22 protein-coding genes are annotated in these 24,861 nt (G+C 72.4%); 8 read left to right on the top strand and 14 right to left on the bottom strand.

The genetic code is table 11. From position 1 onward, the window contains the following. Nucleotides 1-6: 6 nt before the first annotated feature. Both ND747_RS00110 and ND747_RS00105 read left to right on the top strand, forming a co-directional pair. Nucleotides 7-1,422 (top strand): glutamate decarboxylase, encoded by a 1,416-nt coding sequence (locus ND747_RS00110; RefSeq protein WP_251730819.1) that lies wholly within the window; start codon nucleotides 7-9, stop codon nucleotides 1,420-1,422. A gap of 158 nt (nucleotides 1,423-1,580) precedes the next feature. After that, on the top strand, nucleotides 1,581-1,970 hold the full coding sequence (locus ND747_RS00105) for a PPOX class F420-dependent oxidoreductase (RefSeq protein WP_251730818.1): 390 nt from the start codon (nucleotides 1,581-1,583) through the stop codon (nucleotides 1,968-1,970). A 14-nt stretch (nucleotides 1,971-1,984) separates the two neighbouring features. Here ND747_RS00105 and ND747_RS00100 read toward each other — a convergent pair whose 3' ends face one another. After that, on the bottom strand, nucleotides 1,985-3,961 hold the full coding sequence (locus ND747_RS00100) for an AMP-binding protein (protein WP_251730817.1): 1,977 nt from the start codon (nucleotides 3,959-3,961) through the stop codon (nucleotides 1,985-1,987). A gap of 306 nt (nucleotides 3,962-4,267) precedes the next feature. Between ND747_RS00100 and ND747_RS00095 the strand changes: the two genes are divergently transcribed. Next, the gene (locus ND747_RS00095) at nucleotides 4,268-5,065 is read left to right on the top strand and encodes a VOC family protein (protein WP_251730816.1); all 798 of its coding nucleotides are present in this window, start codon (nucleotides 4,268-4,270) and stop codon (nucleotides 5,063-5,065) included. A gap of 87 nt (nucleotides 5,066-5,152) precedes the next feature. Here the strand turns inward: ND747_RS00095 and ND747_RS00090 are convergent, their stop codons facing one another. Further along, nucleotides 5,153-6,205 (bottom strand): GntG family PLP-dependent aldolase, encoded by a 1,053-nt coding sequence (locus ND747_RS00090; RefSeq protein WP_285899754.1) that lies wholly within the window; start codon nucleotides 6,203-6,205, stop codon nucleotides 5,153-5,155. A 71-nt stretch (nucleotides 6,206-6,276) separates the two neighbouring features. Continuing rightward, complete coding sequence (locus tag ND747_RS00085) at nucleotides 6,277-8,205, bottom strand: ABC transporter ATP-binding protein (protein WP_251730814.1); 1,929 nt, start codon at nucleotides 8,203-8,205, stop codon at nucleotides 6,277-6,279. A gap of 94 nt (nucleotides 8,206-8,299) precedes the next feature. Here ND747_RS00085 and ND747_RS00080 point away from each other — a divergent pair, with 94 nt between their 5' ends. Then, complete coding sequence (locus ND747_RS00080) at nucleotides 8,300-8,482, top strand: hypothetical protein (protein WP_251730813.1); 183 nt, start codon at nucleotides 8,300-8,302, stop codon at nucleotides 8,480-8,482. A 147-nt stretch (nucleotides 8,483-8,629) separates the two neighbouring features. Further along, nucleotides 8,630-9,415 carry an enoyl-CoA hydratase/isomerase family protein gene (locus tag ND747_RS00075; RefSeq protein ID WP_251730812.1) on the top strand — a complete coding sequence of 262 codons (786 nt, stop codon included), beginning with the start codon at nucleotides 8,630-8,632 and terminating at the stop codon, nucleotides 9,413-9,415. 19 nt (nucleotides 9,416-9,434) lie between these two features. Here the strand turns inward: ND747_RS00075 and ND747_RS00070 are convergent, their stop codons facing one another. Then, nucleotides 9,435-10,859 carry a cation:proton antiporter gene (locus ND747_RS00070; RefSeq protein ID WP_251730811.1) on the bottom strand — a complete coding sequence of 475 codons (1,425 nt, stop codon included), beginning with the start codon at nucleotides 10,857-10,859 and terminating at the stop codon, nucleotides 9,435-9,437. 291 nt (nucleotides 10,860-11,150) lie between these two features. Between ND747_RS00070 and nudC the strand changes: the two genes are divergently transcribed. Then, nucleotides 11,151-12,128 (top strand): NAD(+) diphosphatase, encoded by a 978-nt coding sequence (gene nudC / locus ND747_RS00065; RefSeq protein ID WP_285899752.1) that lies wholly within the window; start codon nucleotides 11,151-11,153, stop codon nucleotides 12,126-12,128. Between the two features lie 133 nt (nucleotides 12,129-12,261). On the opposite strand, the gene ND747_RS00060 is transcribed toward nudC, so the two are convergent. The 7 genes from ND747_RS00060 to ND747_RS00030 all read right to left on the bottom strand — a co-directional run bounded on the left by ND747_RS00060 (nucleotide 12,262) and on the right by ND747_RS00030 (nucleotide 20,387). Beyond that, nucleotides 12,262-13,653, bottom strand: coding sequence for an MFS transporter (locus ND747_RS00060; RefSeq protein WP_251730809.1), 1,392 nt, complete (start codon nucleotides 13,651-13,653; stop codon nucleotides 12,262-12,264). A gap of 610 nt (nucleotides 13,654-14,263) precedes the next feature. Beyond that, on the bottom strand, nucleotides 14,264-15,127 hold the full coding sequence (locus tag ND747_RS00055) for a maleylpyruvate isomerase N-terminal domain-containing protein (protein WP_251730808.1): 864 nt from the start codon (nucleotides 15,125-15,127) through the stop codon (nucleotides 14,264-14,266). A 97-nt stretch (nucleotides 15,128-15,224) separates the two neighbouring features. Next, the gene (locus ND747_RS00050) at nucleotides 15,225-16,055 is read right to left on the bottom strand and encodes an SDR family oxidoreductase (RefSeq protein WP_251730807.1); all 831 of its coding nucleotides are present in this window, start codon (nucleotides 16,053-16,055) and stop codon (nucleotides 15,225-15,227) included. A gap of 208 nt (nucleotides 16,056-16,263) precedes the next feature. Beyond that, the gene (locus tag ND747_RS29600; protein ID WP_251730806.1) at nucleotides 16,264-16,965 is read right to left on the bottom strand and encodes a copper chaperone PCu(A)C; all 702 of its coding nucleotides are present in this window, start codon (nucleotides 16,963-16,965) and stop codon (nucleotides 16,264-16,266) included. 4 nt (nucleotides 16,966-16,969) lie between these two features. After that, on the bottom strand, nucleotides 16,970-18,373 hold the full coding sequence (locus ND747_RS00040; protein ID WP_251730805.1) for a Dyp-type peroxidase: 1,404 nt from the start codon (nucleotides 18,371-18,373) through the stop codon (nucleotides 16,970-16,972). Beyond that, the gene (locus ND747_RS00035) at nucleotides 18,373-18,984 is read right to left on the bottom strand and encodes an SCO family protein (protein ID WP_251730804.1); all 612 of its coding nucleotides are present in this window, start codon (nucleotides 18,982-18,984) and stop codon (nucleotides 18,373-18,375) included. Before ND747_RS00035 ends, ND747_RS00040 begins: the two co-directional genes overlap by 1 nt. A 614-nt stretch (nucleotides 18,985-19,598) precedes the next feature. Then, nucleotides 19,599-20,387, bottom strand: coding sequence for a hypothetical protein (locus ND747_RS00030; RefSeq protein ID WP_251730803.1), 789 nt, complete (start codon nucleotides 20,385-20,387; stop codon nucleotides 19,599-19,601). Nucleotides 20,388-20,640: 253 nt separating this feature from the next. On the opposite strand from ND747_RS00030, the gene ND747_RS00025 reads away from it, so the two are divergent. After that, nucleotides 20,641-21,192 carry a hypothetical protein gene (locus tag ND747_RS00025; protein WP_251730802.1) on the top strand — a complete coding sequence of 184 codons (552 nt, stop codon included), beginning with the start codon at nucleotides 20,641-20,643 and terminating at the stop codon, nucleotides 21,190-21,192. A gap of 164 nt (nucleotides 21,193-21,356) precedes the next feature. On the opposite strand, the gene ND747_RS00020 is transcribed toward ND747_RS00025, so the two are convergent. The 3 genes from ND747_RS00020 to ND747_RS00010 form a co-directional block, all read right to left on the bottom strand. Further along, the gene (locus ND747_RS00020; RefSeq protein ID WP_251730801.1) at nucleotides 21,357-22,193 is read right to left on the bottom strand and encodes an acyl-CoA dehydrogenase family protein; all 837 of its coding nucleotides are present in this window, start codon (nucleotides 22,191-22,193) and stop codon (nucleotides 21,357-21,359) included. A 3-nt stretch (nucleotides 22,194-22,196) separates the two neighbouring features. Then, on the bottom strand, nucleotides 22,197-23,285 hold the full coding sequence (locus ND747_RS00015; protein WP_251730800.1) for an acyl-CoA dehydrogenase family protein: 1,089 nt from the start codon (nucleotides 23,283-23,285) through the stop codon (nucleotides 22,197-22,199). A gap of 76 nt (nucleotides 23,286-23,361) precedes the next feature. Further along, complete coding sequence (locus tag ND747_RS00010; protein WP_251730799.1) at nucleotides 23,362-23,823, bottom strand: PPOX class F420-dependent oxidoreductase; 462 nt, start codon at nucleotides 23,821-23,823, stop codon at nucleotides 23,362-23,364. A 217-nt stretch (nucleotides 23,824-24,040) separates the two neighbouring features. On the opposite strand from ND747_RS00010, the gene ND747_RS00005 reads away from it, so the two are divergent. Further along, nucleotides 24,041-24,679 (top strand): methylated-DNA--[protein]-cysteine S-methyltransferase, encoded by a 639-nt coding sequence (locus ND747_RS00005; RefSeq protein WP_251730798.1) that lies wholly within the window; start codon nucleotides 24,041-24,043, stop codon nucleotides 24,677-24,679. The last annotated feature ends 182 nt before the right edge of the window (nucleotides 24,680-24,861 follow it).

Below are 24,861 nucleotides of genomic sequence, written 5' to 3'. Positions count from 1 at the left end.
CCGGACATGGCGCTACATCGGCAGGCGGACGGGGAGCGGGCGAAAGAGTCGGTCGAGGTGCGACCGCGGCTGGTCCGGCCGGGGGGTGACACGAGTGTGCCGCGGTTTCGGCTGCCGGCCGAGTCGATGGCGCCGGAGACGGCCTACCAGCTGGTGCACGACGAGCTGATGCTCGATGGCAACGCGCGCCTGAACATGGCCACGTTCGTCACCACCTGGATGGATCCGCTGGCCGACCGGCTGATGGCCGAGTGCGCGCCGAAGAACATGATCGACAAGGACGAGTATCCGCAGACCGCCGAGCTCGAGGGGCGCTGCGTGAACATCCTCGCCGATCTGTGGCATGCCCCGGATGCCGCACACGCCGTCGGCTGCTCGACGACCGGGTCGTCCGAGGCGTGCATGCTCGCCGGCCTGGCGATGCTGCGCCGCTGGCGGGCGGCCCGCAACGGCGCCGGCGCCGCGGCTGACCGGCCGAACATCGTGATGGGGGCGAACGTCCAGGTGTGCTGGGAGAAGTTCGCCCGGTACTGGGACGTCGAGCCGCGGCTGGTGCCGGTGGGCCCGGGCCGCACCCATCTGACCGCCGACGAGGCGGTGAAGCGCTGCGACGAGAACACGATCGGCGTGGTCGCGATCCTCGGGTCGACGTTCGACGGCAGCTACGAGCCGGTCGCCGAGATCGCCGCCGCACTCGACCGGCTGGCCGCGGCCGACGGCGGCCCGGACATCCCCGTGCACGTGGATGCCGCATCCGGCGGGTTCATCGCCCCGTTCTGCGACCCCGACCTGCGCTGGGACTTCCGCCTCGACCGGGTGGTGTCGATCAACACCTCGGGACACAAGTACGGGCTGGTCTACCCCGGCGTCGGCTGGGTGCTGTGGCGCGACCGGGCGCACCTGCCGGACGAGCTCGTCTTCGAGGTCGACTACCTCGGCGGGTCGATGCCGACGTTCGCGCTCAACTTCTCCCGGCCCGGCGCGCAGGTCATCGCGCAGTACTACACGCTGCTCCAACTTGGCTTCGCCGGGTACCGGCGGGTGGCGCAGGGCTGCCGGGACACCGCCCGCTGGCTCGCCGACCAGATCGCCGAACTCGGTCCGTTCGAACTGGTCTCCGACGGCAGCGGCATCCCGGCCTTCGCCTTCCGGCTGCGTGACGACATCACCGACTACACCGTCTTCGACGTCTCCGAGCTGCTGCGCACCCGCGGCTGGCTGGTACCCGCCTACCACTTCCCGCCGGAGCTGACCGACCTCGCCGTGCTGCGCATCGTCGTGCGCCACGAATTCAGCCATGACCTCGCCGAACTGCTCCTCACCGACCTTCGCCGAACCATCGACCGGCTCGGCTCCGCCGGCGCCGGTGGCCGCCGCCTTCCCCCCGCCACACCCGCGGACGCCGCCTCGTTCCACCACTGATCCGGCCGGCAACTGGCCGGCTCCGCCACTGGTCCGGCCCGTCACTGATCCAGGGTCCGGCCCTCGCCGCCGCGTGCCCGCCGGCCCCGCAGCCATGGCGCGGCATGCCGGGACGGGGGCGGGGAAGACGATCGCGGCCGGTGGTGTTGACGTGGCGCATGAGTGTGGTTCCCGAAAGTCACCGTGATCTGCTGGAACGGCCCTTGTTCGCGCATCTGGCGACGATCCGGCCGGACGGGCTGCCCCAGGTGAACCCCATGTGGTTCTCCTGGGACGGCGAGTTCCTGTACTTCACGAACACCACCGTCCGGCACAAGTACCGCAACGTCACGACGAATCCCCAGGTCGCCGTCTCGATCAACGACCCGGACCAGCCCTACCGGTATCTCGAGGTCCGTGGGGTGGTGGAACGGATCGATCCGGACCCGACCGGCGCGTTCTTCCTGACCCTGGCCGACCGTTATGCCCTGACGCTGGACGGACCACCGGCCGATGCCGAACACCGGGTCGTCTACCTGGTGCGACCCACCAGCACCAGCCACCAGTAGCGCAGGAACGGGTGTCAGTCGCAGCGGAGAACGGGGCGAAGGGCATCCAGGACGGTAGGGTCCTCGATGGTCGGTGGGACGGCGGGGGTGCGGCCATCGGCGATCTCGCGCATCGTGCGGCGCAGGATCTTGCCGGAACGGGTCTTGGGCAGCGCCGCGACCACGTCGACCCGCCGGAACACGGCGACCGGGCCGATCCTCTCGCGCACCCGGGCCACGAGCTCGGCGGCAAGAACGTCGGGAGTGATCTCCACGCCGGACTTGACGACGACCAGTCCGCGCGGCACCTGGCCCTTGAGCGGGTCGGCGACGCCGACGACGGCGCATTCGGCCACGGCGGGATGCTCGGCGAGCACCGCCTCCATCGAACCGGTGGAGAGTCGATGCCCGGCCACGTTGATCACGTCATCGGTGCGACCGAGGACGAACAGGTAGCCGTCGTCGTCGCGGTAGCCCCCGTCGCCGGTGAGGTAGAAGCCGTCATGGGCGCTCAGGTAGGACGCGACATACCGCTCGTCGTCGCCCCAGAGGGTCGGCAGGGTGCCGGGTGGTAGCGGCAGGCGCAGGCAGAGGGCCCCCTCCACACCGGCGGGGACGGGCTGGCCGGCGGCGTCGAGCACCTGCACGTCATAGCCGGGCATCGGCACCGACGGCGAGCCCGCCCGCACGGGCAGCGGCTCCAGGCCGAGCGGTGACGAGGCGATGGGCCAGCCGGTCTCGGTCTGCCAGTAGTTGTCGATGACCGGGATGCCGAGGGTGGTGGACGCCCAGTCGTAGGTGGCCGGGTCGAGGCGTTCGCCGGCGAGGAACAGGGCGCGCAGCGACGACAGGTCGTACCGGCCCGGTAGATCACCGGCGGGGTCCTCGCGGCGGATGGCGCGGATCGCGGTCGGCGCGGTGAACAGCACGTTCACCCCGTGATCGGCCACGACCCGCCAGAACGCGCCGGCGTCCGGCGTGCCCACCGGCTTGCCCTCGTACAGCACCGTCGCCGCCCCGGCGAGCAGCGGAGCGTAGACGGTGTAGGAGTGGCCGACGGCCCAGCCGACGTCGGAGGCCGCCCACATGACGTCCCCGGCGCGGATGCCGTAGACGTTGCCCATCGACCAGGTCATCGCGACGGCATGGCCACCGTTGTCGCGGACGATGCCCTTGGGCCGTCCGGTCGTGCCGGACGTGTACAGGATGTACAGCGGATCGGTGGCGGCGACCGGTACCGGTGGATGTGGGGTGGCGGCGGCGAGGGCCGCGTCCCAGTCGTGGTCGCGGCCGGGAGTCAGCGTCGCGGGCTGCTGGTCACGCTGGACGATCAGGGTGTGCCTGGGCGGATGGGCGGCGAGCGCGATCGCCTCGTCGAGCATCGGCTTGTACGCCACGATCCGGGACGGTTCGATGCCGCATGAGGCACTGACGACGACCGTGGCGCGGGCGTCGTCCATCCGGGCGGCGAGTTCGGTGGCGGCGAATCCACCGAACACCACCGAGTGCACAGCGCCGAGCCGGGCGCACGCGAGCATGCTGATCACCGCGGCCGGGATCATCGGCAGGTAGATGATCACTCGGTCGCCTCGGCCGACGCCGAGCGCCGCGAGTGCGCCCGCGGCCCGGGCCACCTCGTCGGTCAGCTCGGCGAAGGTGTACCGGCGGATGGTCCCGGTGACCGGTGAGTCGTACACCAGCGCGACGTCGCCGCCCCGGCCGGCCTCGACCTGTCGGTCCAGCGCGTTCGCGCAGGTGTTGAGCTCGGCGTCGGGAAACCAGCGGTAGAACGGCGGACGGTCGTCGTCGAGGATGCGCTGCGGCGGTCTGGTCCAGGTGACCGCCCGCGCCGCGTCCGCCCAGAACTGCGCCGGACGGCTCGCGGCCCGCTCCCACTCCTGCCGGTAGGCACCGCGCTGACCGGTGTTCCGCCGGTCGGTGTCGTGCTGGTCGGTGTCGTGCTGGTCGGTGTCGTGCTGGTCGGCGCCGGTGCGCTGCTGGTCGGTGACCATGGTCGCCATCCTCTCGCGTTCCGCGTCGGATGGGGAGGCTTCGGGTGCTCCGGATCCGCTCGTGTCCGCACGCGGCCGTGCTTCGGGAGGTGCGTTCGCGCTGGTCGGCGCGGGGGCGGGTACGTGGTCCGGGTGGGTTGGAAACGTCGGTGCCACGGGAGCGATGAATTTTTGTCGGTGGCGGGGTCCAAGGTAGTGACAGCCTCCGCAGTTCGAGACCCAGCCAGCTGTTCGAGACCCAGCTGTTCGAGACCCAGCTGTTCGAGACCCCGGGGCTCGAACCCACCGCGCTATGAAGGAGCCACCATGGTCAAGGCCGAGAACATCCCGTCCGGTGCCCCCTGCTGGGCCGATCTCATGACGTCCGGTGCCGAGGGCGCCAAGGCGTTCTACCGTGATCTGTTCGGCTGGTCCGCACAGGGCGCTGTGGAGAAGTTCGGCGGCTACACCAACCTCGAGCTCGGCGGTGCCCTGGTCGGCGGGCTGATGCCGAAGCAGCCGGAGTCGGGGCCGGTGCCGGATGGCTGGTCGATCTATCTGGCCACGGCCGATGCGGACAAGACCGTGGCCGCGGCGGCCGAGCACGGCGGCGGAGTCATCGTGCCGCCGATGGCAGTCGACGAGCTCGGCGTGATGGCCGTGGTGACCGACCCGACCGGCGCCGCGATCGGCATGTGGCAGCCCGGCACCCACGCGGGCTTCGGTGTGCTCGCCGAGCCCGGCGCGCCCGGCTGGTTCGAACTGTTCACCCGCGACTTCACCGCGGCGGTCGACTTCTACCGGGAGGTGTTCGACTGGGACGTTCACATCGTGAGCGACACCCCCGAGTTCCGCTATGCGACCTATGGCGAGGGCGAGTCCGTTCGCGCCGGCATCATGGATGCCTCGGCCTTTCTGCCCGAGGGTGTCCCGGCGCACTGGTCGGTGTACTTCGGTGCCGCCGACACCGACGCGACGCTCGCCCGGGCCGCTGAGCTCGGTGGCACCGTGCTCCAGCCGGGGGAGGATACCCCCTACGGCCGCATCGGCATCGCCGCGGATCTCACCGGCGCCGTGTTCAAGCTGGTCGGCCCGAACAAGGCAGAGGCGCCGCAGGCCGGCTGACCCGGCCCCATCGGCCAGCTGCGCCGTGGCTGCGGATGGACGTTCTGTGCCGGCCGGGGTCAGCGTTGCTCGCCGGTGGGGATGGTGTCAGGAGACGGGGGGCTCGGCGCGCAGGAGGGTGGCGAGCACAGAGCCGGCGCGGTGGACGGCCGTGTCGTCGAGGTCGAGGTGGGTGACGAGGCGCAGGGTGGTCGGGCCGGTCGCGCCGATCAGCACCCCGGCCTCGGCGGCCTGACCGATGGTCCGGGCGGTATCGCCGACCTCGACCAGGACCATGTTCGTCTCGACCCGGGCGGGATCGACCCGGCCGGGTGCGGCGTCGGCAAGTACAGCGGCGAGTTCCGCCGCGCGCCGATGGTCGTCGGCGAGACGGGGCACATGGTGGCGCAGCGCGTACAGGCCGGCGGCGGCCAGCACCCCGGCCTGGCGCATCGCGCCGCCGAGCCGACGACGCCACTCGCGGACGTCGTCGGCGAGGCCCGCCGGGCAGATCACCAGCGAGCCGACCGGTGCGCCAAGCCCCTTGGACAGGCACACCGACAGCGTCGTGAACGGCGCGGCGAGCCGGCGTGGTTCGACCGAGCCGGCCACCGCCGCGTTCCACAACCGTGCGCCGTCGCAGTGCAGCGCGATTCCGGTGCGGGCGGCGAGCTCACCGAGCTGGTCCAGCCGGGCCGGCGGCACGACCCGTCCACCGCCGCGGGCATGGGTGTTCTCCACCGCCAGCGCGGCGGTGCGCACCATCCCGTAGGTGCGGCTCGCGCTGGCCGAGGCGCCGCGTGCGGGGGCCCGGATCGCGCGGGCGATCTCCGCGAGGTCGGCGGTGTCGGCAAGGCCGGGCAGGGTGCGGGTCTGCACCCCGCCGAGCGCGGCGAGCCCGCCCATCTCGTAGGTGACGACGTGCGCCTCGGCGTCCGCGATGATCTCGGTTCCCACGGTGGCGCTGGCGCGCAGCGCGACGAAGTTGCCCATGGTCCCGCTCGGGACGAACACGGCCGCCTCATGGCCGAGCAGATCCGCGGCGTACTCCTCCAGCGCACGCACCGATGGATCCTCGCCGTAGTGGTCGTCACCGACCGGGGCGGTCACCATGGCCTGGCGCATCGCCGCCGTCGGTCGGGTCACGGTGTCGCTGCGCAGGTCGACCGGGCCATCCCGACGTTCGGGCCGAGGTCCGCTCCGTGGTGCGTCGGTGGTCACGGGGACTGAGGTTATGCGTTACCGAGGCGGGAGCCGGCCGAGCTCAGCCGTCCCCACTCGTCGTTGTCGGGCGGACCGTGCCGGAGGTGCTGGGCCGACTGGAGGTGCTGGGCCGACTGGAGGTGCTGGGCCGACTGGAGGTGCTGGGCCGATCGGAGCGGCTGGGTCGACTCGACGTGCTGGGCTGGCGGGAACGGGCGGGCTGGCGGGAACGGGCGGGCTGGCGGGAACGGGCGGGGCTGGGTGATCCGTCCGCCGCCCAGCACGAGCAGGGTGTCGGCGCTGGCGGCCAGGCGCAGGTCGTGGGTGACGACGAGAACGGTCCGGTCGACGGCGAGCCGGCGGATGGTGTGGACCAGCCGCTCGGCGGTGAGGTCGTCGAGACCGGCGGTGGGCTCGTCCAGGACAAGGACGGGGGAGTCCCGCAGCAGGGCGCGGGCGATCGCGACGCGGCGGCGCTGGCCCCCGGACAGGCGCCGTCCGGCCTGGCCGACGGGGCTGTCGTAGCCGTCCGGCAGGTCCCCCGCGAACGCGTCGACGCCGGCGGCCCGGGCGACCGCGAACACCTGGGAGGGCTGGGCCGACGGGACACCCCAGGTGAGGTTCTCCCACAGGGATCCGTCGAGCAGCGGGCTGTCCTGGGCCACGACGGTGACCGCACGGCGCAGCGACGCCAGGGTGAGCGAGCGAAGATCGTAGCCGTCGAGCAGGACGTGCCCGCCGCTCGGGTCACGCAGGCGGACCAGCAGGGTCGTGATCGTCGACTTGCCCGCGCCGCTGCCACCGGTGAGCACCGCCAGCCGGCCGGGGCACAGGGTGAACGAGATTTCGTCGAGCACCGGGGTGGACGTCCCGGGAAAGCGGACGCTGACCCGGTCGAACCGGATGTGTCCGTGGACGTGGCGCGGTTCGCCCGCGTCGGGGGCCTCGCGGACCTCCACCGGATGGTCGAGCAGTTCACCGATCCGTTCCCCGGAGGCCACCGCGGCGCCGAGTGACACGACCAGAGCACCGAGTTCCTGGATCGGACCGTACAGATAGCCGAGGAAGGCGGCGAACGACAGCAGGCCGCCGAGGGTGAGTCGTCCGGTGGAGATCTCCCAGCTACCGAGGCCGAAGACGGCCAGCACGAACACCGTCTCGAGCAACGTGGCCAGCACCGCGTTCGCCGTGGCCACCCGGTAGGCAACCAGCCGCGCGTCGAACCAGGCCGCGCCGTGGCGGCCCAGCCGGCGGCGCTCACAGGCGGCCATCCCATGCGTCTGCACCAGAGCGGATGCGGTGATGTTCTCCTCGATGACGGCGGCGATACGCCCCTCGGCGACTCGCTGTTGTTCGGCGGCGGACTGCACCCGGCGGGAGAGCTGGCGGGTCAGCAGCCAGTACAGCGGCGCGGCGGCGCAGGCCACCAGTGCGAGATCCCATCGCAGCAGGAACGCCGCCCCGGTGAAGCAGGCCACGCCGGCCACGGCGGTGGAGGCCTCCACCAGGCCGCTGCCCACGAGTTCGTCGACGGCGTCGAGGTCCGAATCGAACCTGGTCAGCAGGTCCCCGGTGGGCTTGTCGGCGAAGAACGCCGGGGACAGGACGTGCAGGCGCTGCATCATGGCCTCCCGCAGGCCGGCCAACAGCCGTCCGGACGCCCGGGCCTGCAGCAGATGACCCGCATAGCTGGCCGCGCCGCCGACGACGGCGACGACCAGCCAGGCCGCCGCCGGCCCGAGGAAGCCGCGGGTCGTGCCGTGCACCAGTGCCCTGTCGGTGAGCCGGCCGAACAGCCACCCGGTGGTGGTCTGCGCCGCGGTGCTGACCAGCAGCAGCAGCGCGGCGGCGGCGAACACGCCCCGGTGCGGACGGGCGAACGGCCACAGCCGCCGCAGCACCCGGGCGGTCGTCCCCGAGCGGTGCGTTCTGGAGCGCTCCGCGCGTCGTCCACCCATACCCCGACCCTCCAGCCGCTGCCCGGCTTTTCTGCCACCCCGAAGTTCCGCGTCATCGCCGGCTGGCCGGCCCGGAGTGGGGACTGCGTCGCTGGTGCGCTCCGGACCGGCCCCGGGTTTTCCGGTCTCCTACCAGGAGCGCTTTTCGGGGAAGGAATGGGGCAGTGGCTTCTTGGCTTTCTTCGGCTTCGGCTTCGGCTTCGGCGGTGGCGGAAGAATCTTCTTCAGCGGCATTATCGACGCCCTTTCTCGATATCCGGCGGTGTTACCGGAGTGACGCCACGTTAGTCGCGATATCGCTTGATTACCTGTGGATGGCCTGGGTGTTGCTGTGCCTTGTCTGTGCGGCACGGCGCCAGTACTGGTAGATGTGGGTGGTGAACCGGAAGTCAGCCGGCCCGAGATCCCCGAACGGAGTCCCCCGATGAGCTCGCAGTTCCGCACTCTGACGGTCGAGCACGACAACGCCGTGGCGCGGATCACGCTGAACCGTCCGGACGCGGCGAACGGCATCACCCAGGAACTGGCCGCGGAGCTGGCCCAGGCCGCCTATGACGTGGCAGGCGACCCGTCCGTACGGGCGGTGCTGCTGACCGGCGCCGGGCGCTTCTTCTGCGCCGGCGGCGACGTGAAGGAGATGGTCGGCTACGGCGATCGGAGCGAGGCGGAGATGAAGAAACTCGCCGATCTCCTGCACCGGGCCGTCACCACCTTCGCCCGCATGGACGTGCCGCTGGTCGTGGCGGTGAACGGGGTCACGGCGGGTGCCGGCATCGGGCTTGCCGTCCTCGGCGATCTGGTGCTTGCCGCGGAGTCGGCGACGTTCACCCTGGCCTACTCGAACGTCGGGCTCAGCCCGGACGGCGCCACCTCCTATGCGCTGCCGCGGCTGATCGGCCTGCGCCGCGCCCAGGAACTGATGTTCACCAACCGTCGGCTGTCAGCAGCCGAGGCACAGGAGTGGGGGCTGGTCACCCGGGTCGTGCCGGCCGAAGAACTTGAGTCGGAAGCAACGGCGCTCGCGCGACGGATCGCGTCCGGGTCGGCGGATGCGCACCGCACGATCCGTCGGCTGCTCGCCGCCACCTACGACAACGGCCTGGAGAGCCAGCTGGAGCTCGAGGCTCGTGGCATCTCCGCCTGTGCCGGCGGTGACGGCCGGGAGGGCGCGGCCGCGTTCGTCGAGAAGCGGGCGCCGAAGTTCGTCTGACCGGCCGGGGCGGGTGGGCTCAGCCGATCGGCCCGGGAGCCGGAACCGGGAGCTCGTCACGGGGCGCGGGGGGCGCGCCCGCCAGATCGGCTACCGCAGGAACGGGGCCGGGGACGGCGGGGGCGAGTGCTCCCCGCGCGACCGCCCAGCGCAGCAGCGGCGGTGCCATCACCGAGGTGGCGACCGCGACCAGCACCACCACCGTGTAGCCGGCGGGGCTGATCACCCCGAGCCGCATACCCGTGCCGGCGACCACGATCTCCACGACCCCGCGGGCGTTCATCCCGGCGCCGAGGGACAGCGCCTCCCAGTGACTGAGACGACTCAGCCGCGCCCCGAGATAGGCGCCCAGGAACTTGCCCGCCACCGCCACCGCGAGCACGACGGCGGCTGCGGCCAGGACCTTCGGCCGGCCCAGGGCGCCCAGGTCCACCCGCAGCCCCGCCATGGCGAAGAAGAGCGGGGCGAGCACCCCGGTCACGACCAGGCGCAGCGGCGCCACGAGCCGCGGATCGAACGACCGGCGTGACCCGATCACCATGCCAATGACGAACGCCCCGAAGATCGCCTCGAGTTTCAGCGCCTGGGTCGCGGCCGCAGCACCGAGGATCATCACCGTGCAGGCCAGGCTGGCCGTTGCCGCCGGGGACTCGCTCGTCGTGCGGCGACGCACACTCCACGACAGTGCGGCCTCGGCGACGGGCCGCCCCACCACGACCGCCACGGCCACGGTCGCCAGCACACAGCCCACCGAGGTGAGCACGTCCCCGGTGCGCACCCCGGTCGTCGCAAGCGCCGACACCACGGACAGCAACAGCCAGCCGACGGCGTCGTCCACGGTGCCGGCGGCAAGGGTGAGCTGGCCGATGCGATGATGCAGCAGGTTCAGATCGACGAGGATCCGGGCGATCACCGGGATGGCGCTGACCGCCATCGCCACCCCGAGGAACAGCGCGAACACCCCGGTGTGGACCTTCCCGGACAGCAGGCCGGACGGCAGGAGCAGGCCCGTCACCACGCCGAGGCCGAGTGGGATGAGCAGGCCGCCGAGGCTGACCTGCACGGCGGTACGACCTCGGCGCAGCACGGCGGAGACGTCCATCTCGGTGCCGGTCATGCCGACGAACAGGATGACACCGATCTGCCCGACCGCCTCGAGCAGATGGAACCGGCTGGGATCGGTGGGGAACAACCAGTGCGCCGTGTCCGGTGCGGCTCTGGCGAATACCGACGGCCCGAGCAGGACACCGGTGGTCAGTTCACCGACGATCACCGGCAGTCCCACCCGCTCGGCCAGCCGGCCCAGCACCAGCGCCCCGGCCAAAAGCGAAGCCACTCCGAGCAGAAACACCAGCAGATCGTGCGGCGGGATCGCCGCTACCGGCTTCGCCTGGTCCGCAAGCAGGACCAGGCTGATTCCGCTACCGGGACCGTCGCTGCTCACGCTGGAACCTCCAGGGTGCAGGCGCGCAGAGGCAGACCAGTAGCGAGACAGTCGCGCGCAGCAGCAGTATGACAGGCTTCCCGGTTCGTCGAAGGCTGATTCTGATCGTGCGTTGTCACGTGACCCCGGATGCGCCCCGCGACTGTGCCCTGTGTGTGGTCCGAGCGGGAGAATGGTGCCGTGTCCCATCCTGAGCCCACCCACCCAGCGTCAGTCCACGGCGAGCCGTCAGTCCACGGCGAGCCGTCCGCGCGCGTCGAGTCGGCGCATGGCCGGCCGACCCACTTCGAGCTGGTGCGCACGCCGACCTTCGCCGGAACAGCCCTCGAACGGGACGAGCACCTGCGCCGCGATTCCGATCGGCAGAAGGAGGGCTGGGGCAGCGCGCGGGTACTCGTCGTCGATCAGGACGGCCTGCTCCCGGTGACCCGGTCCGAGTCGCGGCTGTGGACCCGCGCGGGTGCGGAGTTCGCCGGCTCGCCGCCGCCGGAGGCGATGCTGCTCGGCGAGGCCGACGGGACCGCCTACTGGGTGCTTCGTGGTGCGCAGTCGCTGGCCGGCGCCGGGTCCGAGGTCGAGTGGTTGAACGGACATGTGGTGGGCGGCGAGGTGGGCTCCCTCGACGGCGCTCTGTTGGCCACGGCCGTCGGCCTGGTCAACTGGCATGATCGGGCCCGATTCTGCACCCGGGACGGCTCGCCGACCATGCCGGTCAACGCCGGCTGGGCCCGGGCGTGCGAAGCCGCGGGGCACGAGGAGTACCCACGGACGGACCCGGCGGTGATCGTCCTGGTGCACGATGGCGGTGACCGGGCGCTGCTCGGACGGCACCGGGCCTGGCCACCCGGCCGGTTCTCGGTGCTTGCCGGGTTCGTCGAGGCCGGCGAGTCACTGGAGGCGTGCGTCGTGCGGGAGATCGCCGAGGAGGTCGGGGTCGGCGTCACCGACGTCCGCTACCTGGGCAGCCAGGCCTGGCCGTTCCCGCGATCCCTGATGATCGGATTCCACGCTCTGGCCGATCCGGGCCAGCCGCTGCGCCTGGACGAGACCGAGATCAGTGAGGCCCGCTGGATGCACCGCGACGAGCTGCGCGAGGCGCTGGCCCGTGGGGAGTGGCGCGCCGCCCCGCGTATCCGCAGCCTCACCCGGGCCACTATGGCCGCCGACGTGCGCGCGGACGCCGATGTCGACGCCGCGCCACCACTGCTGCTGCCGGGCCGGGTCTCCATCGCCCGCAACATGATCGAATCCTGGGTGGCTGCCGGCTGAAATCACCGGTGCGGCCCGTGGCCCGGCATCCGGCACCGAGATCGTCGTGGCACCGAGATCATCGTGGTGTGGAGATCATCGTGGTGTCGAGATCGCCGTGGCACTGGAATCGTCGCGGTGCCGGAATCGTCGTTCAGGACGCCGGCGGGATCGGTTCGACCCGTGGCGCGAGCAGGGCGGCGGCGAGTTGGGTCGCGGCGACACAGCAGACCGTCGCCGGCCAGCCGGCGGCCGTCCAGGCCAGGCCGATCAGGGTGCCGCCGACGCTCGAACCCAGGTAGTAGCCGAGCAGGTAGAGGGCGGACGCCTCGGCGCGGCCGGTCACCGCCCGCGCGCCGACCCAGCCGCTGGCCACGGAATGCGCCGCGAAGAACCCGGCGGTGTAGACGACCAGCCCGACCAGCACGCAGCCAAGAGTGTCCGGCACGGTGAGTGCCAGCCCGGCCAGGGCGATCGCGATCGCCCCGAGCAGCACGGGCCGTCGCCCGAGCCGGACCGTGAGCCGTCCGGCCGCCGTCGAGGTCACCGTGCCGGCGAGATACGCGCAGAACACCAGGCCGATCGTCGCGCTCGAGAGCCGGAACGGCGCCTCGGTGAGCCGGTAGGTCAGATAGTTGTAGGTGGCCACGAAGCCGCCCATCAGCACCATCCCGACCCCGCACAGCCGCAGGATCCCGGGATCTCGCAGATGCCGACGGATCACCGCACCGGTCTCCCCAGCTCTGCCGGTCCCGCCCGTCCGGCCAGCGCCGACAGCGCCGACCGTCCGCTCATCTCCGCCGATTCCGCCGGTTCCGGCCGCCTGCCGTCCGGCGCCGCGACGGCGAGCGGTGACTCCACCCGGGACGGTCAGCGCGAAGATTGCCGTGCACACGGCTCCGACTCCCGCCACCGCGGCGACCGCGACCCGCCAGCCGCCGTGGCTGTCGAGCCCCGCCGGTACGAGACGGCCGAGCAGACCACCCAGCGAGGTCGCCGACACGTACATCCCGACCGCCGCCGCGGCCGCCCGCGGATGCACCCGATCACCGATGTGCCCCATCGCCACCGCGACCACGGACGACAACGACAGCCCCGCCGCCCCCCGGGAGAGCAGGAACAGCGGTAGGTTCGGCGCGGTCGCACCCAGCCCGACACACACACAGCCCGCCATCAGCCCGACGATCATGACCCGGGTCGGGCCGAACCGATCGGCCAGCGCCGACATCGGCAGCACCGAGATCGCCAGCGCCCCGGTCGTTACCGACACGGTCAGGCTGGACCAGGTCGCATCCACCCCGAAGGTGTCCGCGATCTGCGGCAGGGAGGCCTGCGTCGAATAGAGCATCGCGAACGCGGCGAGCCCCGCAGCCACCACCGCCGTCTGCAGCCGGCGCAGCGCCGGTGAGCCCGGCAACAACATCCCCTCGGACGTCGCCGAGCCCGGGGGCAACCGCTCGCCGGACGTCGGTGTGCCCGGCAGTAACCGTTCCTCAGGTGCCGACGAACACGGTTGGTGCGTGGGCTGCGGGTCGACAGCGGTCACATTTCCCCACGTTAGGACGCCGAGCCGCGATTCATCCCGTCATGAGACACCTCTTGCACTACAGCCGATCATCGCCGCGCGCCGACAGCCGGCCCCGGCTCGTCATCCGACAGCGCGCGCCCGTGCGCCCGTGTCCGCCGTGGCCGGCGACCAGTACGCCAAGTCACGGATTCCTGCCGAGGCGGAGTGAAGGTTCCGGCCCGCAGATCCTTCACCAAGCCTCGGCAGGAACGGATCATGGCTTTCGGTCATCCGTGACCGAGCCGGTTTCGTTGCAGGAAGTGGTGTGGGTGGCACGGAGGGTGCCGGTTGGTGGGTGTCGGGGGTGGATGGGGGCGGGGGTGTGCTGGTGGAACGTCCACCGGCCCCTGGGACGGTCACTCTCCGGCATGTCTGCGCGGAACGTGATGGCAGGCCTGCGTCTCGACGGGCCAGGACCACCCGTCGGGGGTCAGGCCGGACCCGCGGATCGTGGCGTCGCCACGGCCGACGTGCACGGTCGACGTGCACGGTCGACGTACACGGCCGGAAGCACGCTGGAACACGGACAGAACTTCCGTCACGGTGGCTGCCATGGGCGGGGTGCGATGCGTGGTCGCTGGGCGCGGTTCTAGTAGACGCGGAACTCCGCCAGCGCCCAGGTCGCATAGGTGGCATCACCGAGAAGTTCGGTCCGGTCCCGGTGTGGTTCGCGGCCGGTTGCCCACAGGATGAACGCCTCCGCCGAGCTGCGCACCGTTGCCCGTGCCGGGTTCCTGTCGCCGGCCGTCGGGCTCCGGTCGTCGGCGGCCAGATCGTCGACGACCGGTGTCTGGCCGCGCTCGGCAGCACCGGGGGTCACCTCGGCCAGCCGGGCGTGCGGCGAGATCCGGATCGTCATGGGCTCGGGGCCGGTGATGACGATGGTGAGTGGATCGGTGAGCAGGTCCCGGAAGGCCTGGGTGGTCATCTGTGGGATGCCGCCGGCGAGCCAGCGCACGGCGGCGGACAGCCGTCCGGCGTCGACGTCCGGCAGGGACCGCTGGAGGGGGCCGCGCGGGGCCAGGATGTCCCAACGCAGGTGGCAGGTGGCGTCGAAGGTGAGGGCATCGGCGAAGTGCGCGAAGGGATAGGTGCCGGCGGTACCCATGGTGATCTGCCGAGCCGCCAGGGCGGGGGGCAGCGCGCCGAACAGGGCGGCCGCGGCGGGGCCGGCCTTGCGTAGCAGCCCGAGTAGCTCGGCGGGCGGGCGGGCGGCCAGGGCACGGGCTTGGACGTCGGTTGCCGCTTCGAACTCGAGGCCCGGCGGCGGCGGTTCGGGGGTCAGTAGCCCGCTGATGCCCGCGATGCCCAAGGTCAGATGGGCGAGCACCGTGTGCAGGGTCCAGCCGGGGCACGCGGATGGGATCGTCCACTCGTCGTCGCGCAGGGTGGCGAACACCTCGACCGCCTCCGCGACCGACCGGCCCAGCGCCTGCGCCCCCGCCACGGCCACCGGCGCCGCCTCGGATGATCCGCCGGCGGCGGCCCTGGGCGGCGGCGCCTCGGCGGCCCTGACTGGTGGAGCCTCGGTCGGCCTGGGTGGTGGAGCCTCAGAAGACATAGTCTTCGCCGGTCGCGCGCAGGGTCAGTTCGGTGATGGCCACGCCGAGTGGCTGATCAATGACGTGGACGACGGCGTCGGCCACCTCGCCGGGCGAGAGCGTCCAGTACTGCGCATGGTCGAGGTCGCGCTGCTCTGCCGTGAGCCGACCCTCGCTGAGCGCGGTGATGTGCTCCCGCCAGGACGGAATCCGGTGGGCGGCCAGGGGCGCGGCCGCGGTGGCATCGACGACCGTGGTGCCCAGGTTCGTGCCGAGCACTCCGCTGGGCCGCACCACGGTCACCTTGATCTTTCCCTGGCTTTCGACCCGCAGCGCGTTCGACAGGGTCGCGACCGCGGCCTTCGTGGCGCTGTAGACCGCTGCTCCGGCCACTCCGGCGTTGCCGTACACCGAGGAGATGTTGACGATGTGCCCGCCGCGGGCGGCCATGTGGTCGTACACCGCGTAGACGCCGTGCAGGACACCCTTGAGGTTGACGTCGATGGCCCGGTCCCAGGCATCGGCGGCGCGGGCGTGGTCGGCGAGGAACGCCAGTGGCATCACCCCGGCGTTGTTGACCAGGACGTCGAGCCGACCGTACGTCGAGATCACCTGGGCGGCAGCAGCGGCGAAGGCCGGCCGGTCCCGCACGTCGAGGCCGAGGCCGAGCGCCCGACCGCCGGCGGCCTCGATCGCGGCGGCCACCCTGGTGGCGCCGGCGGCGTCGACGTCGAGCGCAACGGCGATCGCCCCCCGCGCAGCCACCTGGGTTGCGATCAGCTCACCGAATCCGGCTGCAGCACCGGTGACAAGCACCACCTTGTCGTCCAGATACCCCATACCTCCCACCCTAGGAACCGACGCTGACGGGCGCCAACGTTGACGTCGCCGCCCTGGCCGTTGTCAGCCGCCCGGGCCACTCCGCGAACCGCGGTCGCTCAGCCCGAAAACCACCGTGCCCAGCGACCGCGCTTCGCGGCCTGACCGCGGCAGCCTCTTGACCCACGAAAAACCGCCTGGGGCCGTCGCCGGTTGGTCGCTGTCGCTGTCATCGTCGGCCGGACGTTGAGGTCCCGGACATGTCCATGCCGGACATATCCATGCCGGACATGTCCGTGTCGGGTACGTCGTGGCTGTTGGGGCCGGTGTAGCCGACGACGGGCACCGTGAGGGTGACCGTGCCGGCGTGGGCGAAGGTGAGAGTGAGCTGCACGTGCTCGCCCTTGACCAGCCGGTGGACGGGGTTCTCCAGCATGGCGTGGTTGTGTCCGACGGCGAGCGCGGCCGTGCCGTGGGCGGGCACGGCGAGCTCGGTGATCTGCTGCATCGACGCCGAGCCGCCGCGGCTCACCGTGGTGTGCAGGCCGACCTTCGGCGCCGCCGGGGTGGCGATCGAGGTGAGGGCGTCGGGCGTGCCACCGGTGTTGGTGACGGTCAGATACGCGGCGGCCTCCGTGTCGGACGACTGCTGCGGGATGTAGGCGCCGCGGATGTGCAGATCGCCGAGGTCGGCGCTGGCGGTGCCGGGTGCCGCCGTCGGAACGGCACCGGCCGACGTGCTCGAGCCGGCGGCCGAGCTGGCCGAGCTGGCCGAGCCGGCCGGGCCGCAGGCCACGGTGGTGAGCAGCGTCGCCGCGGCCGCCGCGGTCGCGGCGAGCAGCCGTCCGGACCGGCGCCGGGACGGATGACCGGACGGCCACCGGGACGCGGGTTCAGGAAAACGGCGGGTGAGGGGGAAACGCCTGGTCACGGTGTCAGCTCTCCAGAAGCTGCTGGCCGACGTGGCCCCCGGGGGGAGCGGCCGGCGGGATGGCGAACAGAGCGCTGCCGGTGTGGCGGACGAAGGCCGACAGGGCGTCGAGACGGTCGAGCTTGCGCTGGACGGCGGTGAACGCGGTCCGCGGGTCGGCCTGGTAGGCGAGGAAGAAAAGGCCGGCGTCCGGGTCGCCGTCGGCATCCAGGCCGTCCTGGTAGGAGTAGCCGCGGCGCAGCATCCGCACGCCGTTGTTGAACTGCGGATGGGACAGCCGTACGTGCGAGTTCGCCGGGATGATCGGGCTGCCGTCCGCGGTACGGGCGAGGAAGTCGGGGTCGGTGTGCTCGCTGCCGCCACTGAGCGGGGCACCGCTGTCCTTGCGCCGGCCGATGACCTTCGCCTGGGCGTCGACGGTGAGCAGGTCCCAGCGGTCCAGCACCATCCGGATCCGCCGGGCGACCAGGTAGCTGCCACCGGTCATCCAGGCCGGTGCGCCTGCGTCGGCCCACACCGCCAGGTCGAACACGGCGGTGCCGGCGGCCGGGTTGTTGGTGCCGTCGAGCTGGCCCATCAGATTGCGGGGGGTGCCGGTCGGGTCGTCCGAGGCCGCCGCGCTACGCCGGAAACCGTGCTGCCGCCAACGCGGGGACGCGTGCCGGCGGGCAAGCACGTCCAGGGTGCGGGCCGCCGAGGCGGCCACCATCGGATCCTCGGCGCAGATCTGCACGGCCAGGTCACCGTCACGGCGGGCCGGGTCGAGCTGGTCATGCGGGAACGCCGGGATCGGGGCGAGCTGCGGGGGAATCCGGGTGGCCAGGCCGGCCCGGGTCAGCGCCGACGCGCCCAGCCCGAAGGTGACCGTCAGCGCGGACGGCGCGAGGCCGAGGGTGCGCTGGCCGCCGCTCGCGGGCTGCTCGCCGGCCATCAGGGTGGCGGCGGCACGCGTCCACGCGGTCAGCAGCTCCCGTAGTGCGCTGTGGGCCTGGGCCGCGGAGGCGGCGGCGTCACCGGTCAGGTCGTAGGCGGTGAACACGAGATGCGCGGCGGGAGGATCGGCGATTCCTGGCTGGTGAGGACCCGTGGGCCGGACCGCGGCGACCGCCCGGGCCCGCTCCCGCTCCCGCGGGCTCGGCCCGTTCGACCCCGTGGCGTGCTCGACCAGCGCGCCGGTGACACCGCCCGCGATCCCACCCGCGCCGACGAGCCCGACCCGTCCCAGGAACGCCCGCCGGCCCAGCCCCCGCCCTCGCGTCGACTGCTCTCGTCCGTCCGGCTTCCCGACGGCCGGGTCGGACGGAGCGGCCGTCGTGGCCGAGGCGGATGGGCTGGCCGGGGCAGCCGTGATCGGTGCGGATGGGCCGGGCGGGCCAAGCGGGCCGGCAGCGGTGGAGTCCGCCGCCATCAGGCGCCCTTGACCAGCATGGGAAGGTCGTGGGCGTAGTCGGCGGGCGTGATGCCGGCCAGGTAGATGACCCGGGCGACCCCGTCCGGGCCGAACGCGGTGACCTGCGAGCCGTGGTCGACCACCCAGCTCCCGTCGGCCTGCTGGCGCGGCTTCTCCACCGGGATGCCGAACTGGTCGGCGTAGCCGGAGATCTGTTCCCAGGTGCCGGTGAGGCCGACGAACGTCGGGTCGAACTGGGCCAGCCAGTCATGGAGCACGGTCGGGGTGTCGCGCTCCGGGTCGGTCGTGATGAACACCACCGAGATCTTCTGCCGGACGGCGGCGCTGGTCTCGTTCAGGCCGGCGGCGATGTCGGCCATCGTGGTCGGGCAGACGTCCGGGCAGTGCGAGTAGCCGAAGTAGACCAGAGTGAGTTTCCCGGTCGTGGCGGCGCGCAGGTCGTACGGGTGACCGCTCGTGTCGGTCAGGCGCACGTCCGGCTTGGGCATCGGCGTGGCCAGCGACGTCCCGCGCAGGCCGGGCGCGGCGGTGGCGTCATCAAGATGGACGATCGCCCCGTTGGCATCCGCCGAGGTCGCCGCGCCGCTGCCGCATCCCGCCAGGGCCATGGCCACAGCCAGTCCGAGGGCCAGCACGCCCGCCCCGGCCCGGGGGAGGGCTCGGTGCCGACGCCCGCCGCGGTGCCCGGCCGGCCGGCCGCCGCCGCGCGCAGGACGGCTGGACCGCTGACCGCCGGTGGATCGAGGGCCTGCGGACGGATGGTGCCTGGTCGGCTGGGGGCCAACCGGCTGGGAATCGGTTGCCCGTGGTCCGGTTACCTGGTGTGCGGCTCCTTGGCGTTCGGCTGGTAGGTGTTCGGCTGACGGGGTCGCGTCCACGCTGGGGATGTCCTTCGCACGTCGAGAAAGTCTGGAGGGCCGGGAGCTCGGGCGTCGACGGTGCCGCGGGCACGGTGTGGAGCACACGGGTCCGCCGGTCGCCGCATCGCGGGGCCGTGGGCAGCTGCCCGGCCGGCAGGCCGGCGACCGTCGGCGTGGTTCGGCGTCGACGCAGGCTCGGGCCGGCATGGTGTCGGGCCGGCATGGTGTCGGGCCGGCATGGTGTCGGGCCGGCATGGTGTCGGGCCGGCACGGGCACAGGTCGGTGACTGGTATCGGCGCGGCGGCACGGCCGAGCGTTCCGCCTTGTGGCCACCCGAAGTCGGTGGGGGATCCGAGCCCGGTCAGCTGCGGCCGGCGAGCGCGCCGATGACGGGACGTGCGAGCGGCGGGCCGCGCCGGACACACGTGTGGCGCAACAGCCGGATGGCGGGACGCCGTCCGCCGGCAGCGGGCAGGGGCGGGCGTGCCGGTCGTCGCCCGCCGGTCAGAGCGGCTGCCGTTCGCAGCCACCGGCCGAGCTGGACGGCCCGACCGAGTAGCTGGGTGGCGGCGGCGACCACGGTGGCGAGCGCGGCCAGCAGCCGGGCGGCGGTGCTGGCCGCCTCGTCGCAGCGCTGCAACAGCAACGCGGTCGCGGCGGCGGCGGCGAGATGGGCGCCGAGCATCGTCGGCGCACCCTGCCAGGGCGCAAGCGGCATCTGATGCGGCGCGGGCAACAGGCTGGCCTGCACCCGCACCATGTGCCGGACGGTCGTGTCCGACAGTGCGCCGCGGTCGGCGATGCACAACCCGGCCTCGATCGCCGAGTACATCCGTCCGGTGGAGTTCGCCGTCAGGGCGAACAGGGTGTGCAGCCCGGCCTGCAGCGCCACCATCGCCGCAATGACCAGCGGACGTGGACGCACCTGGGCGGCGAACGGTGCGGCCAGCAGCGCGACGCCCCCGGCCGTCCCCGCCAGCACGGGCCCGGACGGCGCCCCGCCGTGCGCAAGCGTGTGAGCCACCGCGGCGAGCCCGGTGCAGGCAAGCGAGAAGGTGAGGCTACGCGGCAGCCGCGGTGCGACGGCCCCGCCCAGCCTCATCGCTACCAGCACCTCACGCGCATCGATGTTCACGCCGACCAGCAGCACGTGCCGGCCGGGACCATACGGCCATCGGACCTTTTGTCTACGCAGTGTAGAACGTCCCGGCGGGGCGCCCCCAGAACCTGTACCGGTCGGGTGGCCCGACGGCCACCGCGCCCGGATCGCGTTCCGATCCGGAGTCAGGGTCGATTCCCAGCCGCGGCACAGCGTGCACACAGCCGATATGGGCAGGGTGGGTCGACACGGACACGTCTGGTGATCCGTCGAACCCGTCCAGTGAGTTTCGGCAAGGAGGACCATGACCGTCCAGAGGACCGCCGTCCGCTGGTGGCGCCAGCGCGGCGGGAGGCTGCGAGCAAGCCGTCTGCTGGCCGTCCCCGTTCTGTTCGTGGTGCTTGCGGCCTGCGGCGGGAGCAGCGGCGATACCAGTGCCCAAGCCGCGGGCACCGCTGCCGCGACGGCCACCACGGCCCCGGACGCGTCGGCGTCCGCCGGTCCCGGGTCGGCCGCGCGCTCCGCGATGACCGCCTACCGGAACTGCCTGGCGCAGAACGGCGTGACGCTGCCCACCCCGCCGACCATGCCACAGCATGACGGGACGGCTCCGCAAGGCCAGGGTGCCCGCCCGACCGGCGCTCCGCCCAGCGGCGCCCCGAACGGTGCAGGTGGTGGCGGTGGTGCAGGTGGTGGCATTGGTCGAGGTGGCGGTCCTGGCGGTCGCGGTGCGCTGTCGACTGCGGCGCCAGCCGGGGTGGACGCCGCCACCTGGGCGGCTGCCCGCAGCGCGTGCGCCTCGCTTGCTCCTACGGCGCCGGCTGGTGCCCCGACCGTCCACCCGACCGCCGTCTAACCCCGGTCGTCCAGCCGCCACGCCGCGCCGGGCGTCCTCCCCGGTCCCGTCCACCCGTCCACCTGGGTAACCGTCCGGGGGGACGGCACCCCGTCCCACCAGCACGCGTCGTGGATGTGCGGTGGGCGGGGCGGTGCCAGGGGTGGGATGGTCGTTCGCGCAGGTCAGAGGTGGGCGTAGCGGGGGGCGACCTGGTCGCGGCGCAGGGTGGCGCCGATCTGCTTGGTGAGCTGCTTCGACGAGCCGAGCAGACCATCGAGGACGAGGACCCGCTCGATGTGATGGTGCAGGGCGTGCTCGGTGGTGTAGCCGATGCCGGCGAGGACCTGCTGGCAGTGCTTGGCCGCGGTGAGCGCGGCCTGGCCGGCCGCAGCCTTGGCCAGCAGGGAGCTGAAGTCGTCGCTGGCGAGCAGCAGCGTGGCCTCGGCGCCCTCAAGGGCGACCAGGGTCTCGGCGAGCTTGTGCCGCACGGCCTGGAACGAGGCGATCGGCCGGCCGAACTGGGCTCGGGCCAGTGCGTGTTCCCGGGCCAGGGCGAGCATCGCGCGTCCCGAACCGACCAGCCACCAGCCCAGCGCCCGCCGGCCGGCGGCGAGGGCCGATTCCACCAACGGCTCGCCGGCCTCGACCCGCCGCAGCGGCAGGGCGGGGTCGAGCACCGCGAACGCGCCGGTGGGGCCGGAGCTTTCGGCGCCGGCCTCGGCGGGCGGCTCGACGTCACGGTCCCAGACCAGCCAGCTGCCACCGGCATAGGGCAGCGTCGTGGTGCCGCCGATGTCCTGGCCGGCGGCGGCCAGGATCACGTCGTTGAGCACCGAGGCAACGGTGCCCGTCTCCCCGAGCAACCCGAACACCAGCGGAACGGCCACCTCGGGCAGCTCGGCGAGCAGCTCGGGCCAGCCCAGGTCGGTCAGCTCGCCGTCCAGCGCGGGGCCCGCGGCGGTAGAAGTCATGATCTTGCGCAGGCTCTGCCCGAGCAGGTCCCGCTCAGCGGCGTCCATGTGCTATTCCTTCCCGAGGCCGAGCAGCCGGCGGGCGATGATGTTGCGCTGGATCTCGCTGCTGCCGCCGTAGATGGTGGCCGCCCGCGAGTACAGGTATTCGGGGCGCCACTGCGAGTCGGTCAGCTCGACCGCGCCGGGCAGCAGCTCGCGGACCGTGTCGTACAGGTGCTGCTCGGACGTGCCCAGCAGCACCTTGTCGACGGAGGTCTCCGGGCCGAGCGGGAGGCCGTCGGCCAGCCGCCGCTGGGTGCCGTGCGAGCGGCAGCGGGCGGTGTGCAGGCCCAGGTAGGTCGCGCCGAGGGCGCCTTCGTCCGGGTCGACGGCCTCGGCGAGCAGGTGGTCGAACCGGGCGTACAGGTGGTTGATCCGGTGCCAGAAGGACGTGGACCGCTCGAACGGGAGCACCGAGCCCGCCACCGCCCAGCCGTCCCCCACCTTGCCGAGCAGCCGGTCGGCCGGGATCACGACGTCGTCGAAGAAGACCTCGCAGAACTCCTCCTCGCCGTGCATCGCGAGGATCGGGCGCACCGTGATGCCCGGGGTGTCCATGTCGAGGAAGAACGCGGTGATGCCGCCGTGCCCGGGGCCGGTGCGGGCCAGCAGCACGCAGCGCTGGGCGAACTGCGCGAGGCTGGTCCACACCTTCTGCCCGTTGACCACCCAGGTGTCGCCGCGCTGCTCGGCCCGGGTGCTCAGTGACGCGAGGTCGCTACCCGAACCCGGCTCGGAGAAGCCCTGGCACCACTGCTCGTCACCGTTGAGCAGCCGGGGCACCATCTCGGCCGCGAGCTCGGGCCGAGCATAATCGATCATCGTCGGGACGAGCACCTCGATGAGCGCGTAGAAGTTCGGCGGGGCGAGTTCGCGGGACGCGATCTCCTCCCCGAGCACCGCCCGCAGCACCGCCGGACCACCCAGGCCGCCGACGTGCTCCGGCCAGCCGTAGCGCATCCACCCGGCGTCGAACAGGGCCCGGCGCACCCGCCCGAGCTGCTCGACCTGCCCGGCCAGCGACCCATCGGGGCCGGGGGTCAGGTCGTTGTCTTCCAGCCAGGCGCGCAGGCCCGTCCGGAACTCGCTCACGTCCACAGGCGACTCCTCCCGTCGAACCGAACGTTATCCGGACGCCCCTCGCCTCTCGGGCGCTATGGTGACGACCGCCACATCATGCCAGCCGGGCGGGGAAGCCACCGGTCGCGATCGGGCCGCTGCGGGTGACCGTGATCCGCAGCAGCGACTTCCCCTGATCGATCATGGCCTGGCGGTACTCGTCCCAGTCGGGATGCTCGCCGGCGATCGCCCGGTAGTAGTCGACGAGCGCCTCGACGGCGTCCGGGGTGTCGAGCACCTCGGCGTGGCCGTCGATCTGCAGCCATGGTCCGTTCCACTCGTCGGACAGGACGACGACGCTCACGTCCGCGCGGCGGCGGGCATTGAGGATCTTGGCTCGCTCGGGATAGCTCGAGATCACGATGCGCCCCGCGTCGTCCACCCCACCGGTGACCGGCGAGGCCTGCGCCGAACCGTCGCCGCGGTAGGTGATGAGCAGCATCCGGTGCCGCGTGCGTGCGAACTCCACCGCCGCGGACAGATCGACCTCGGTGTTCGTCGCGATCGTGCGGGCCACGCCACCCACCTCGTTTTCGTGTCGGTGTGCCGTCTCGCTGCCGAGTCTCGCAGTCCTGGATGTCGCACCGTACCCGGACGACGTCCGCCCGCCCCGGTGCAGGCGGCTGAGTTCTGTCGGACGGGTGCGACACGATGAGTCCATGCGCGCTGGGACGAAGGATGCCGATCGCGGTACTGATGGCGGTACTGATGGCGGCCCTGATGGCGGTGCCGGGTTGGGGAGCAGCCGTGAGTCTGTCCGCGGGGTGGCGCTGTTCGACACGGCCATTGGCCGTTGCGGGGTCGCCTGGGGCGAGGCGGGTCTGATCGCCGTCACGCTGCCGGCCGGGACCGACGCGGCGACTCTCGCCCTGCTCGACCATCACCTCCACGACCGCCGGGACGATCCCCGCCCGCCGGATGCCCGCCGTGACCGTGCCCGGCGCGCGCCCGGTGAGGCGCTTGTGGCCGGTGCGAGTGCGCCCGGTGCGGTCCTGTCGGCGGAGGTGGCGCGGGCGACGTCCCGGATGGCCAGGTTGTTGGACGGTGCGCGGGACGACCTGGCCGATGTGCGCGTCGACCTGAGCGGAGTGCCCGCGTTCCATCGGCGGGTGTACGAGGTCACCCGCGAGATTTCACCGGGGGCGACGCTTACCTATGGTGAGGTCGCGGCGCGGCTCGGGGCGCCCGGTGCCGCCCAGGCGGTCGGTCGGGCACTTGGGCGTAATCCGGTGCCGATCGTCGTGCCGTGCCATCGGGTGCTGGCCAGCGGCGGCGCGATGCACGGATTCTCGGCTCCCGGCGGTATCGAAACAAAACGCCGCATGCTCGTGATCGAAGGTGCCCTCGCGCCCGCACCACCCACCCTCTTCTAGACCGCGCCGCGGAGGTTTTTCGAACTCGTCGAGCCCCGCACCTTCAGCTCCCGGTTCGTCTACCTGCACTACCGAGTGGCGCGCCAGCCGAGGGCCGGGCTGGTGCTAGTGGTCGTCGCCGTTAGTTCGTCGGTGATCGGTGGTGTCAGGTAGGTAGAGGCTGGCGGCGAGGTCGAGTGCGG

This window comes from Frankia sp. R82 (assembly GCF_023716925.1).
Classification (GTDB): domain Bacteria; phylum Actinomycetota; class Actinomycetes; order Frankiales; family Frankiaceae; genus Frankia.
This window is presented reverse-complemented; position numbering and strand designations above follow the sequence as displayed.

What these genes read in the sequence shown, in the direction of transcription:
- ND747_RS00110 (WP_251730819.1), top strand. Translation starts at nt 7, where the DNA reads ATGGCGCTACATCGGCAGGCGGACGGGGAGCGGGCGAAAGAGTCGGTC.
- ND747_RS00105 (WP_251730818.1), top strand. Translation starts at nt 1,581, where the DNA reads ATGAGTGTGGTTCCCGAAAGTCACCGTGATCTGCTGGAACGGCCCTTG.
- ND747_RS00100 (WP_251730817.1), bottom strand. Translation starts at nt 3,961, where the DNA reads ATGGTCACCGACCAGCAGCGCACCGGCGCCGACCAGCACGACACCGAC.
- ND747_RS00095 (WP_251730816.1), top strand. Translation starts at nt 4,268, where the DNA reads ATGGTCAAGGCCGAGAACATCCCGTCCGGTGCCCCCTGCTGGGCCGAT.
- ND747_RS00085 (WP_251730814.1), bottom strand. Translation starts at nt 8,205, where the DNA reads ATGGGTGGACGACGCGCGGAGCGCTCCAGAACGCACCGCTCGGGGACG.
- ND747_RS00075 (WP_251730812.1), top strand. Translation starts at nt 8,630, where the DNA reads ATGAGCTCGCAGTTCCGCACTCTGACGGTCGAGCACGACAACGCCGTG.
- ND747_RS00050 (WP_251730807.1), bottom strand. Translation starts at nt 16,055, where the DNA reads ATGGGGTATCTGGACGACAAGGTGGTGCTTGTCACCGGTGCTGCAGCC.
- ND747_RS00040 (WP_251730805.1), bottom strand. Translation starts at nt 18,373, where the DNA reads ATGGCGGCGGACTCCACCGCTGCCGGCCCGCTTGGCCCGCCCGGCCCA.
- ND747_RS00035 (WP_251730804.1), bottom strand. Translation starts at nt 18,984, where the DNA reads ATGGCCCTGGCGGGATGCGGCAGCGGCGCGGCGACCTCGGCGGATGCC.
- ND747_RS00025 (WP_251730802.1), top strand. Translation starts at nt 20,641, where the DNA reads ATGACCGTCCAGAGGACCGCCGTCCGCTGGTGGCGCCAGCGCGGCGGG.
- ND747_RS00020 (WP_251730801.1), bottom strand. Translation starts at nt 22,193, where the DNA reads ATGGACGCCGCTGAGCGGGACCTGCTCGGGCAGAGCCTGCGCAAGATC.